11 protein-coding genes and 1 other RNA gene are annotated in these 12248 nt (G+C 36.4%); 7 read left to right on the top strand and 5 right to left on the bottom strand.

Annotated features, from left to right (window positions below; translation table 11 throughout):
- The first annotated feature begins 22 nt into the window (after positions 1-22).
- The 6 genes from QM524_RS11345 to trmD all read left to right on the top strand — a co-directional run bounded on the left by QM524_RS11345 (position 23) and on the right by trmD (position 5049).
- On the top strand, positions 23-1015 hold the full coding sequence (locus QM524_RS11345; protein WP_283344673.1) for a Smr/MutS family protein: 993 nt from the start codon (positions 23-25) through the stop codon (positions 1013-1015).
- 37 nt (positions 1016-1052) lie between these two features.
- Positions 1053-2465 (top strand): DUF4403 family protein, encoded by a 1413-nt coding sequence (locus QM524_RS11340; RefSeq protein WP_283344672.1) that lies wholly within the window; start codon positions 1053-1055, stop codon positions 2463-2465.
- 72 nt (positions 2466-2537) lie between these two features.
- Positions 2538-2934, top strand: an RNA gene (gene rnpB, locus QM524_RS11335) — RNase P RNA component class A.
- Between the two features lie 231 nt (positions 2935-3165).
- Positions 3166-3687, top strand: coding sequence for a 30S ribosomal protein S16 (locus QM524_RS11330; RefSeq protein ID WP_283344671.1), 522 nt, complete (start codon positions 3166-3168; stop codon positions 3685-3687).
- A gap of 129 nt (positions 3688-3816) precedes the next feature.
- The gene (rimM, locus tag QM524_RS11325; RefSeq protein ID WP_095162722.1) at positions 3817-4344 is read left to right on the top strand and encodes a ribosome maturation factor RimM; all 528 of its coding nucleotides are present in this window, start codon (positions 3817-3819) and stop codon (positions 4342-4344) included.
- Between the two features lie 18 nt (positions 4345-4362).
- Positions 4363-5049, top strand: a complete 687-nt coding sequence (gene trmD, locus QM524_RS11320) for a tRNA (guanosine(37)-N1)-methyltransferase TrmD (RefSeq protein ID WP_095162724.1) — start codon at positions 4363-4365, stop codon at positions 5047-5049.
- Positions 5050-5572: 523 nt separating this feature from the next.
- Here the strand turns inward: trmD and QM524_RS11315 are convergent.
- The 4 genes from QM524_RS11315 to QM524_RS11300 all read right to left on the bottom strand — a co-directional run bounded on the left by QM524_RS11315 (position 5573) and on the right by QM524_RS11300 (position 9999).
- Positions 5573-5833 (bottom strand): hypothetical protein, encoded by a 261-nt coding sequence (locus QM524_RS11315; protein WP_283344670.1) that lies wholly within the window; start codon positions 5831-5833, stop codon positions 5573-5575.
- 130 nt (positions 5834-5963) lie between these two features.
- Complete coding sequence (locus tag QM524_RS11310) at positions 5964-6917, bottom strand: PPC domain-containing protein (protein WP_095162728.1); 954 nt, start codon at positions 6915-6917, stop codon at positions 5964-5966.
- Positions 6918-7205: 288 nt separating this feature from the next.
- A complete protein-coding gene (gene treF / locus QM524_RS11305) occupies positions 7206-8708 on the bottom strand; it encodes an alpha,alpha-trehalase TreF (protein WP_283344669.1) in 1503 nt (500 codons plus the stop codon).
- A gap of 28 nt (positions 8709-8736) precedes the next feature.
- Positions 8737-9999, bottom strand: coding sequence for an MFS transporter (locus QM524_RS11300; RefSeq protein ID WP_283344668.1), 1263 nt, complete (start codon positions 9997-9999; stop codon positions 8737-8739).
- 299 nt (positions 10000-10298) lie between these two features.
- Here QM524_RS11300 and QM524_RS11295 point away from each other — a divergent pair, with 299 nt between their 5' ends.
- A complete protein-coding gene (locus QM524_RS11295; protein WP_166577011.1) occupies positions 10299-11144 on the top strand; it encodes an AraC family transcriptional regulator in 846 nt (281 codons plus the stop codon).
- Positions 11145-11148: 4 nt separating this feature from the next.
- On the opposite strand, the gene QM524_RS11290 is transcribed toward QM524_RS11295, so the two are convergent.
- Positions 11149-12246 (bottom strand): serine hydrolase domain-containing protein, encoded by a 1098-nt coding sequence (locus QM524_RS11290; protein ID WP_283344667.1) that lies wholly within the window; start codon positions 12244-12246, stop codon positions 11149-11151.
- Between the last annotated feature and the right edge of the window lie 2 nt (positions 12247-12248).

Raw genomic sequence — 12248 nt, 5'->3', positions numbered from 1 at the left:
AACCAACGAAAACAATTTTAAAATGAATATAGGAGATAGAGTTCGTCTTGTGCACGGGCGTGAAGAAGGAATAATAACTAAAGTCTTACCAAATAATATCGTAGAAGTAGAAATTGAAGACGGTTTTCGTATTCCAGTAAAAAGGAATGAAGCTGTAGTAATTTCGGAATTGGAACAAAAGGTTTTTAAAGCACCAGTTGCATCCTCGCCGACTTTCGAGCCTCAGCGTTCTATTTATGACCGTGTTGGTCCAACAACTTCCGATGTTTTATCGAACAAAGGCATCTATATGGCTTTTGTGCCTGTCAACGACCGTGAACTTTCTCAGTACATCATCAACAATACTGACTGGGATTTGCCGTTTATGCTATCGGTAGGTACTGATCCTCATCATAAAGGCTTGGCTTCAGGGATATTGAAACCCAAAACGCAGCAAAAAGTACAACATGTTTTAGTGCCAGAGTTCGAAAATTGGGGAACCTTTACTTTTCAAGCGTTCTACTATCGCCCTGCATTTATGCAGTTGAAGCAACCCTTGATTAAGTCGATTAAGTTCAGAATTAATACATTTTTTAAGAACAAACAAAAGGCACCAATTCTTAATCAAGATGCCCATTTGTTTCAATTAGATATTGAGGATTCTATAAATCCAGTTAAGATTGAACCAGAAAAGATTGTAGAGAAAATGTTTCAGAAATCATCATCTATGCCCACGCTGGTTATTCCACCCAAGCCAGCCAAAGTGGTAGATTTGCACATCGAAGAATTGTCAGATGACTATTTGTTCATGTCAAACAGACAGATGTTAGAATTACAGTTAAGTACTTTTGAGAAGCAATTTGAGGCTGCGATTGCTAACGGTATGGATGAAATTATTTTTATTCATGGCGTAGGAAATGGTGTATTGAGAAATGAATTACACAAAAAACTTTCTGGACATAAAAACGTCAAATATTTCGAAGATTCACAAAAAGAAAAGTTTGGTTACGGTGCAACCAAAGTGAAAATCAAGTAAGAATTAAAGACATTTTTCATTTAACCCTAATTTCACAATGAAAAAATTGATTGCTGCCTTTGCTCTAGGAGCCCTCATTTTGCAAGGTTGCGCAAGTTCAAATAACACAGGTGCCAGTACCGCAAACCCAACTGCACCGACTGAATCTTATAATGTTAAAGGGAAACAAGTGGAACGCTATTTATCTACCTTAGGAATACCTTTCGAGATTACAATGGCAGACGTATCTCGTCAGATAAATACCAACGTCAAGGATTTGGTATTTGAGGACAATAGCATGGACGACAACAATTATGATAATTTCATGTGTAAAGTCTGGAAGCGAGAAGATATTACGGTAACTGCCCAAAATGAGACTTTTAACTTAACTGTACCACTCAAAGTTTGGGTAAAAGTGGGCTATAAGGTGATGGGTATGCAACTGCCAGCACAAGAGTTACAGTTTGACTTTAATGTAAAATTTGGTTCAAAATTCTCTATCAACCCCAATTGGGAGGCCAATGTACAAAGTTTCCCGATGGGTTATGATTGGGTCAAAAAGCCAACCATTCGCATAGCTGGATACGATATCAATGTTACTTCTTTGGTCGAAAAAGCATTGACCTCCAAACAAGGAACAATCCTGAAGGCCTTGGATGATGCCGTGCGCAAAAATGTGGATATAAAGAAGTATGTTGTCCAAGCTTGGAATACTTCTATGCAACCTTATTTACTCTCAGACAAATATCGTACGTGGTTGAAAGTCAATCCTGTAGAGCTACAAATGACGCCATTGGTTACTACAGGAAATAGCATTAAATCAACCATTGCCATTAAAGCATATACCGAGACAGTTACTGGGGCAAAACCTACAGTTCAGCCAGTAACCTCTGTTCCAGACTTGAAGGTTGTACAGCAAATTCCTGAAGATTTCCAAGTAGGAATTATTGCCGAAATTCCATTTAGTGAAGCTGCTAGACTTACAGCTGATACGCTTGTGGGACAAAACTTTTCATTCAAAGAGGGTAAATATAATGTCGGTGTAACTGCCTTGGATATTTATGGTAGCAACGAAAAAGTAGTGATTAAAGCAGGATTGAAGGGCAGTGTCAATGGCAATATTTATTACAAAGGTATTCCAACATATAATCCCGAAACAAAGTCTGTTTATCTCGACCATTTTGACTACGATTTAGAAACAAAAAATCTATTACATCGTACGGCAAGTTGGATTTTTCAAGGAAAGTTTACCTCTGTAATGAAAAATGCCATGACATTTCAAATTGGAGGTCAAGTGGATGATATGAAGAAACAGATTCAAGCTAATTTGAACAAACAAGTTAGTAAAGGAATTAGCCTGAATGGAAATATTACAGACCTAAATCCCGACAAAGTTTATTTAACACCAAACTCAATTGTCGCTGTAATTTTCGCCAAAGGCAAGTTAAATCTTAAAGTCGATGGATTGTAGTATTTCGTAGCTAGATAGGCTCGTAATTCGAGCATATTGCAAACAATCCATAAATTTAGTTACCTTTGTGGCGAAGTAAGTCGTCTTATCGCCTCTGCTTTATGTAGGGGAGGAAAGTCTGGACAACACAGAGCATCATGCTTCCTAACGGGAAGGCACGGTTTTGGTGACGAAAACGTGACAGCTAGTGCCACAGAAAATTACCGCCTGTAAGGGTAAGGGTGAAAAGGTAGAGTAAGAGCCTACCGCCCGTTTGGTGACAAGCGGGGCAGAGGTAAACCTCATGAGTTGAAAGACCAAATAGGCTGGCGAGAAGAACTTTCGGGTTTGGAAAAAGGGCTGCTCGCCCGATGTCAGTGGGTAGGTTGATAGAGCGTATCGGTGACGATTCGTCGAGATAAATGGTAAGACAGCGCAAAACTGGACATTTTGTGACTGACAGAATCCGGCTTATAGATTTGCTTTAGGTCTTATGACTACTCGGAGCTTGCTTCGAGTAGTTTTTTACTACGTTTTGGCAAAAAAGGTCTTTGTGTGAGGTAATTTTGTATCAACATAATTATCTTATATAATTTTGAATACTTTTTTGAGATTTTTCCCAAAGAACCTTGCTAACTGCGTAATTTTGATTATCTTTGCACTCCAATTTACAAATACCATAACCGAGGGACGGGTTCCTTCACTAAAAAGTAAATAAAAAATGGCTGTTAAAATTAGATTAGCACGTCGTGGACGTAAAAAATTAGCGATTTTCGATATCGTAGTAGCAGATGCTAGAGCTCCTCGTGATGGTCGTTTCATCGAAAAAATCGGTACATACAACCCAAACACAAACCCTGCAAGCATCAATCTTAATGATGATAAAGCTTTACAATGGGTATTGAATGGTGCTCAGCCGACTGATACTGCTCGTGCGATTTTGTCATACAAAGGCGTATTGTTGAAAAAACATTTGCAAGTAGGTGTTAACAAAGGCGCTATTTCTCAAGAAACTGCTGACGCTAAATTCAGTGAGTGGAAGAATGTTAAAGATTCTAAAATCTCTGGAAAAGCTGATTCATTACTTTCTAAGAAAGAAGCTGAGAAAGCTGCTCGTTTAGCTGAAGAAACTAAAGTAAATGCTGCTCGTGCTGAAGCTATTGCAAAGAAAAACGCTGTAGTTGAAGAAGCTCCTGCTGCTGAAGAAGCATCTCAAGAAGCTGCTGAAGAGTCTGCAGAGTAATTCTCAAAAAGACATTACCTATATTAAATGATACAAATCTATTATTATTCTAGATTTGTATCATTTTTTTGTTTATACTGATACTAAGGCCACTTTTAAACAAAGTTGTCCCTACCATAAAATACTACAATGACTAAAGAAGATTGTTTTGAATTAGGTAAAATTACCAAAACTCACGGGGTAAAAGGAGAAGTTATTCTGTGGCTAGATGTTGACTTTCCTGAAGATTATGAGGAAATGGACAGCGTATTTCTTGAAGTAAGAGGTGAATTAGTACCTTTCTTTATGGATTCTTATCAACTGAGAGGAAACCGTGCTATCGTAAAGTTTGAGGATTGTGATACTTTTGAAAAAGCAGAAGAACTATTGAATCTTCAAGCATTTTTACCTTTGGAAGTATTGCCCGAACTAGATGGAGAGCAATTTTATTACCATGAAGTAATAGGTTTTCAGGTGATTGATGAAAAACTAGGGGCACTTGGTCTTGTGCAAACAGTTTATGCGATGCAAGCACAAGACTTATTAGTAATGTCATATCAAAACAAGGAGGTATTAATTCCTGTAGATCCAGAAATCGTTTTAGGTGCGGATAAAGAAGCGCAAACGCTACAAGTAAATCTTCCAGAAGGCTTGCTGGATGTGTATTTGAATGACTAAATCAAACCCTTACTAATCATGCGTATTGATATTATTTCGGTTGTACCCAAGCTAATGGAGAGCTTTTTTGCTCATTCTATTATCAAAAGAGGTGCAGAGGCTGGTCACGTAGAAGTGGTATTACATGACCTTCGTGATTATTCATTGAGTAAGCATCGTCAAGTAGATGATTATGCTTTTGGAGGTGGTGCAGGTATGGTATTAAGTATCGAACCAATTGCAAGATGTATTCGTCATTTACAAAGCCAAAGAACTTACGATGAGGTGATTTATATGACGCCTGATGGTGAGCCTTTTAATCAGCGTATTGCAAATACTCTTTCATTGAAAGGTAATTTGATCTTCCTTTGTGGGCACTATAAAGGTGTTGATCAGCGTGTAAGAGATTTGTTTATTACAAAGGAAATTTCGATTGGAGATTTTGTACTTTCTGGAGGAGAATTGGCTGCTGCTGTTTGTGCAGATGCTATTATTCGTTTGATTCCGGGAGTATTAAATGATGAAACTTCTGCGCTTACCGACTCATTTCAAGATAATTTATTGGCTCCTCCAGTTTATACTCGCCCAGCAGAATTTGAAGGACACCAGATTCCTGAGATATTATTGTCTGGTCACGAGGCGAAAATTATCGAATGGCGCTTTGAACAAGCTCTCGAGCGAACTAAGCAGCGTCGACCTGATTTATTGGATGATTCGGTTTTTTAATTAGCTGAAAAAGTTTAGCACGACTATTGCTATATAGATGATAGAGATTACTACTCAGTAGTAATACTGCCATCGATCTTCATAGAAGACGGATAACTATACTCATCAAAAAGGCTTCTTGGTAAAATCTATTAAATAATTACTAAAAATAAGTATGCTTTTTTGATTCTAACTTTAGGATATGGAGTAAGGATGTGAATGTGTAGAAGTATAAGTTATACCAATCTATCAAAATCTACTAATAATTCCGCATGTAGCATGATTTTTCTATGGTAATTCAAAAAATCATAAATAGGAGTGTATCCAGAAATTTTATAGGGAATTATTTTTATTTCATAGTTATTTAGTATATTGCATCGTAAATAATAGCAATTAGTGATACAGCAAGCATTTTTATGAGCTATATCACAGTTTTTCGAGGAATATAATTTTTTTTATATAAGATACTAAAAATAAACAAAGTAAGGATTATAATTCAGAAAGCTCGATGCTCGTAGTGTCGGGCTTTTTTGTTTGTGTTTTTTTAGGTTTTGCTCAAAAAATAGCTTGCTCCTAAGATGATATATATCATTAAGTAGAACCTATAAAAGTTTCTTTTCTGGATGTACTCAGGATTATTAGGATAAATATTTCCAACTAAACCCTTTAGCTCTTTTAGAAAGTAAGGCTTGATATTGATACTCCAATGATTATCTTGATAAACAATCTTTCTAAATTGACTTCTGTAAATCCCCATAGGTAAACTCCATGCCATCCAAATCCAAAATAAAAAGGTATTTATCATCTTTAAAGGTTGTTTTGCAACGGTTTTAAAATATATACGATTATTTATGTATTTTGGATTTAGCATAAACAAAAAAAAGGTAGAAAATCTACCTTTTTTTTGTTTTATCTCATTTTGGGTATGAAACAGACTAGTTTAAGCTGAAATTTAGCTGGTACAGTTTCTTCTTTTTCTTTTTATCCTCTGTGGAGCTAATATTTAAAGAAACCATATCTTGATCTGTCGAGGTGCTATAGCTAAGGTCAGTAGATGGTTGTTCAAGCCAACTTCTTGTTAAAATTTGAAATTGCTTGACCAATTGTTGAAACTGAGTTTTGACTTCTTCCTCGCTTTCAGACTCAATTAATACCGATTTGTAGCTTGCAGATTGTCCTTCATTTTCTAATACGATAATCCCAGCCTTTCCTGATATTAACTCTGCTTTGGCGTTATATTTATCTTGACCAGTCGCTTTGTCCATTGCTTTCTCCTTACGGGCTACCTTAATTTTTTCTCCAAGAATATCTTTAAACTTATTTTTCTTAGCATTTAGCAAGGCTTTAAAATTCTTAGACAAGGAGGCATCTACTTTCGATTCTAGTGCATTTGGGGCGTAAATCGTCTTCCGAATAGAATATTTTCCTGTCTGACCAGCATCCATTGAGGTTGCCAAGAGTGTATAGACTCCGGTACTTGGAGCCGTGAAGTGAAATTTGTTAAAGCTATTGCCTCCAAATGGGTTAGCATCGTAACTAAACTCAGTATTTACGCTTTTATTTGGGCTTTTTAAACCTAGCATTACTCTAAAATCACTTGACTGGTGTTCTAGAATCATTTCTTCGCCAGCTTTTAATGAGATTTTATAGGAGTCGTAATACTGCTTTTGACCATTTTTATTTGAGGATAAGTCTTTAGGTAATAAACTTGCCACTATATAATCCTCGGCTTGAGTTTGGTTAGGCTTCAGAGGATTTAAGTTTAACAAATTGGTAGAGTCAACAGCAACAGTGGCTTTGGAATTACCTTTTTTAGGAGTTTTCTTTTTCTGGGCAAATGTGGTTACAGATAGTAGCAAAAGACTACTAATAAAGAGTACTTTTTTCATTCTTAAAGTTTTAAAGTTTTTCCAATTTGCAAATAGTGACTTTCTGGACAAAGAAACAAGCAAAAAGTCGCTGATTTAGTCATGATAATCGAATTACAAATTCGATTGATAATTTACTAGCAAAACGGAATAGCAAAAAGTCTATTATAAACAATTATGTATGTGGTATCTCTTGAGGTTTGTAAATTAAACTTTTATACTTTTTGTCAAATAGGGTACGACTTAAATCGCACCCTATTTGACAAAAAGTATACAGAACAAAATGTATCTACAAGTAATTACTCGTGTTTATATGTCACTGAAAAGTTTTAAGAATACTCCATTGGTCCAGCCAAAACCATCTTGATTGGGATATTCGCCGCCTCCACCTAGTAGGGTAGTGTCTACAACATTGTACTTTTCTGTCATTTTGCCAGTTTGGGTGTAGACCTTCTTGTTGGTCAGAAGCCATGCCTCTCTAACTTTGGTAGCCAAAACATCATTATTATACAAACGAAGTCCTTTATAAGCTATCCAATGAAGTGGTGCCCAGCCGTTAGGCGAATCCCATTGCTGACCAGTCTTAAGTGTGGTAGTTAGGAGTCCTCCATCTTTCAAAAATTTAGTCTCTAAACTCATAGCCACCGAGTTAGCTTGTTCTTTTGTAGCAATTTCAAAGAAAAGAGGAAAAGTACTCGCCAATGATTCTACCTGTGTTTGTGTCTGTTGAATGAAATTGTAATCAAAAAAGAGTTGTTTTTGAGGGTTCCAGCATAGTTCCAAAATAGCATTTTTCCGTTTTGCTGCTCGAGTTGCATATTTTTCCTGTTGCTCTTTATCTCCTAGTTTAAGATAAGATTGTTCCAAAACTGTTTCGATATGATAAAGCAAACAATTTAAGTCAGTAGGAATAATTTGCGTGGTAACGATTTGTTCTAAATGCTTACCATCTGCTAGCCATCTACTACTAAAATCCCAACCTGATTCGGCAGCGGCTCTAAGGTCTCTGAATACTTCTGAAGATTTTCGGAGAGATAAGTGGGCTATTTCGATATCTTCTTTGTAAGCTTCAGGTCTAGGCGTATCCATGTCATCATAATAACGATTTAATAGTGCACCTTTAGGACCTTTGACAACGCGTCGATGTGCTTGCCATTCATTTGATAAGGAATCAAATCCACTCATCCAGAAATTATATTCCTTTTCGATAGCAGACAGATATTTTAGATATAAATCATCACTCGAATCTTCTTGGAGCAAAGCTACCATTAAGGTGAAAAAAGGTGGTTGCGAACGGCTGATATAATAAGAACGGTTACCGTTTGGGATATGCCCTAAGGTTTTGATGAGAAAAGAAAAATTATCAACCATATTCTCAATCAAATCGAAGCGTCCACTTACGGAAAGTCCTAACATGGTAAAATAGGAATCCCAGTAGTAAATTTCTTGAAAGCGTCCACCTGGGACTATGTAAGGATAAGGTAATGGAATTAAAGAACCTCCCACTTGGTCGGGTTGTCGTGTAAGAACCGTCCAAAGCCCATCTACATGTTGCTCGATAGGCTTTGCGGAATCACTTGTGTACTCAGTAGATTGATGAGTGGTTAGTATAAAGTTGGACTTGATAAATTCTTTTAAATCAAATTGTAGTAATTGTTTTTGGGCTCGATAAGTATTGAGAATTTGGTCTTTTTCAAACCGAGGTACACAATCGTTAAATGTTTTGGAATCGGGAAAAATCCCACTCAGTTGTACGTCTTCGAATAGCTCTTCGAACGCACTTAACTCCAGATACTCAGCGTGCGTATTCATTTTTAAAGGTATTGTTTATAAAAAATGGTTAATGGCTACCGCCACCTTTGCCAAAGTCAATGGGGTTGCTTTGGTAGCGAGATTGTATTCTTTTGAAAAAAAACAAAAGCGTTATGAGAATCCCCATTGGAATCAATGAGAAATAAAAGGCTGTCTGACCTCCAAAGGCCTCAAAGATATGACCAGTTATAAATGAACCAGTTGTACCGCCTAGCGCTGAGAAAATAACGATAAGGCCAGACATAAGCCCGTGTTGTTTTTGTGGTAAGGTACTTAGAATAATAGAATTGATTGCGGGATAGATAGGCGCGATTAAAAATCCAATGAGAGGAAAGACAAATGCTACTAACGGAGCATTTCCCCAGCCGGTAATGGCTTCATTTCCTAAATTTTGTGCAAGAGGTAATGCTAAAATAACAAGACTACCAGCTGCGATTATACATATAGTTAAGACGAATAACCAAGGGAATTTTCGTAATAAAATTCCAGCAAAAAAGCGACCCAAAGCTGCCGAAGCTGTGAGAATACTTGCCATTTGTACACTCAATGTTGCAGGTAAATGAAGTACTTTATTGTTGAAAGTCGGCAACCAACTCATAATACTTTGCTCGATAAGTACATAGATAAATGCACTTGCCACGAAGACTAGCACCACTGGCACAATTGCCAAACGAAACATTTCGCCAAAAGAACTGCTTTCGCTTTGAGAATCATTATTGGTAGTTTCTGAAACAGGAGTAGTGTACAATAACAAAAAAGCAATAATGGCCAAGCCTGCCAACCAATAATATACTTGTGTCCACGAACTTGAATTAGGATTAGTGTCATCGATAAAAAGACTAAAGATGAAGTTGCCTAGCAAGATACCAATCATAAAGAATGATTCGATAAAGTTCATAAAACTAATGTGCTCTCCTTCGTCTTTTGTGACCAAACCAATAGTGGCATATACGGAAACTTTTATTAAGGCGAATGAGATACCTACAGTGGCAAAAAGTAACTTGGTCATCCAAAAGGTATTCATCAAAGGCATAGCAATGCTTGCTCCTGCTACTAATGCCAAAGCCAATAACATGGCTTTTTTATAACCCAATCGACCAATAAATGACGCCATAACAAACGACATAATAGCGATACTCAAATCCTTGAAAGCTTCTAAAATACCAGCAGAAGATTCGGAAATATGGTAGGTAGATTGTACCTGTAAAATAACCGTACCCACACTGTTGAGTAGCATGGCAAATAAGAAGTAGTTAATAAAAAGGGAGAGTTTGAGTCGCCAGTGAGCCATCGGTGTTATTTGATTGAGAAATAAAAGCGGACTGGAGAGTCCGCTTTCTTAGATAAATTATATAAATGGTTAATGACGTACAAATTTAGCGTGTATTTTTAGCGGATAACTACTCTTTTATTACGCAGTATTAGCACTGTATTAATATTTTTATATATAATTTTGAGAAACAATGAATAATTAGGTTTTATTGCATGCATTCAATCTTCTCCTATTCCTAAAAAAATATTTCATTATGCTTTGGAAATGAGTGCATTAAAGACAAAAAATAAATTTTGTGTAACATTATCACTAAACCAATGAAGACAGGATACGAAAGAATACAGGCAGATGAAGGAAGTTCATTTAGGTTATTACACCAAAAAGTTAAAGCAGAGGATTTTGCTTGGGACTATCATTATCACCCCGAAATAGAGATTGTTTGTGTATATGGTGGTAACGGTCGACGCCACGTGGGCAATCATTTGAGTTATTACCAAGAAGGCGATTTGGTATTAATTGGGTCAAATGTGCCTCATGGAGGCTTTGGTTTTGGTGCAATTGGCGAGCACGAGGAAGTGGTAATCCAGTTTATGCCTGATTTTTTGGGAGAAGGTTTTTTGCACAAACCCGAAATGAAAAATATCAAGAAACTATTAGAGCGAGGCTTACAGGGTATCAAATTTGAAGGTGTCACCAAGCAAACAGTTTCAGAAGAACTACTTAAAATAAAAGAGATACCGCCTTTTCAGCGGATGGTATATTTATTGAATTTATTGGAATTTTTAGCGAATTCAAATGAGTTTGAATTGTTGAATAAAAGAGAAACTCGCTATGATTTTGGCATGCGAGATCAACTTCGATTACGCAAAATTTACCAATTTGTGGAGGAAAACTTTACTACAGAAATAGAAATTCAACAGGTGGCTGAACTAGCCAATTTGACTGTTCCTGCATTTTGTAATTATTTTAAGAAAAACCTCAATCAAACCTTCACAGACTTTGTGAATGAATACAGGGTAAATCATGCTTGTAAATTACTCAATGAGGGGCGTACAGTAGCCGATGCTTGTTTTGAAAGCGGGTTTAATAATGTATCTTATTTTGGACGAGTATTTAAAAAATTAAAACAAGTACAACCATCTCAGTTTGCTTTGCAGAAATAGGGCTCTATCGGGTAAGAGACAAGGCTTTGCGAAAATCGAAAGTGTTGTTTAAAATCTTATGTGTTTTAAGAACTTGCATAATTTTTTCCTCAATAACATGATTATCAGCAAGATTGGTTAGATATACCATTAAGATTTTTTTCTGGGGCAACCATAATACACCATTGCTAAAGCCCGAGGTACTGCCTGAATGATACAGCTCCCAAGTTTTATCTTGCTGGATAAAAAACCATCCCAAGCCATACTTTAAAGGACTATTGGGTAGAGCGTTTGCTTGAACTTTTTGAAGTTCTTCAAATAAATTAAACAAGGTGTTATTAACCAAGGATTCATTCCAAACTTGAAAATCTCTTATATTACTATAAATGCAACCATCTCCTTTGGTTGCGCTTGTAACACTTTGATCTGCTAAAATTACTTGATTGCTCGGGCTAAGTGCATAACCCAAAGCACGAAGGGGCATTTTTGAATAAATATTATAATAGTAAGTATTTTTGAGCTTTAGGGGCTTGAAAATATTTTCTGTCACAAATAATTCGAAAGGCGTGCCTGTAACTATTTCAATAATTTGTGACAACAGACAATAACCAGAATTACTATATCTAAACTCTGTCCCTGGTTCAAAGTAAAGTTTGTTTTCTGTAGCCAATAAACTTACCACATCTGCATCCTTGATTTGTACTTGACGACTAGAAGGAATCAAACTTTCATAGTCTAAAATCCCTGAGCTATGAGTTAGCAAGTGTTTGATTTTGATGCGATTAGAAACTACTCCGTCGAATTGGGGAAAAAATTTACTTATTTTATCATCATAACTTATCAAGCCCTTTTTTTCTAATAACACTATCGCCGCAGCCGTAAACTGTTTGGACATTGAGGCTAGTCGGAAATTGGTGAAAGGAGTGTTAGCGAGTTTTTGAGATATATCAGCGAAGCCAAAACCCTTTTCATAAAGTAGTTTAGTATTCTCAATAATCAAGAATGCACCGCCCGCCTCTTTTCCTGCAAAATGATGAGAAATCGTCGAATCTAAGCTTTTTTTTAACGACTGCCCCAATATATCTTGAGTCAAAAATATACATAGAAGTAGAATAAATCTCATAG

Source organism: Flectobacillus roseus, assembly GCF_030056595.1.
Lineage (GTDB): Bacteria > Bacteroidota > Bacteroidia > Cytophagales > Spirosomataceae > Flectobacillus > Flectobacillus roseus.
The sequence above is the reverse complement of the archived record's forward strand: the minus strand, read 5'-3'. Positions and strand labels throughout refer to the sequence as shown.

Coding starts and splice junctions, on each gene's coding strand:
- QM524_RS11345 (WP_283344673.1), top strand. CDS start 23: ATGAATATAGGAGATAGAGTTCGTCTTGTGCACGGGCGTGAAGAAGGA.
- QM524_RS11340 (WP_283344672.1), top strand. CDS start 1,053: ATGAAAAAATTGATTGCTGCCTTTGCTCTAGGAGCCCTCATTTTGCAA.
- QM524_RS11330 (WP_283344671.1), top strand. CDS start 3,166: ATGGCTGTTAAAATTAGATTAGCACGTCGTGGACGTAAAAAATTAGCG.
- rimM (WP_095162722.1), top strand. CDS start 3,817: ATGACTAAAGAAGATTGTTTTGAATTAGGTAAAATTACCAAAACTCAC.
- trmD (WP_095162724.1), top strand. CDS start 4,363: ATGCGTATTGATATTATTTCGGTTGTACCCAAGCTAATGGAGAGCTTT.
- QM524_RS11315 (WP_283344670.1), bottom strand. CDS start 5,833: ATGATAAATACCTTTTTATTTTGGATTTGGATGGCATGGAGTTTACCT.
- QM524_RS11310 (WP_095162728.1), bottom strand. CDS start 6,917: ATGAAAAAAGTACTCTTTATTAGTAGTCTTTTGCTACTATCTGTAACC.
- treF (WP_283344669.1), bottom strand. CDS start 8,708: ATGAATACGCACGCTGAGTATCTGGAGTTAAGTGCGTTCGAAGAGCTA.
- QM524_RS11300 (WP_283344668.1), bottom strand. CDS start 9,999: ATGGCTCACTGGCGACTCAAACTCTCCCTTTTTATTAACTACTTCTTA.
- QM524_RS11295 (WP_166577011.1), top strand. CDS start 10,299: ATGAAGACAGGATACGAAAGAATACAGGCAGATGAAGGAAGTTCATTT.
- QM524_RS11290 (WP_283344667.1), bottom strand. CDS start 12,246: ATGAGATTTATTCTACTTCTATGTATATTTTTGACTCAAGATATATTG.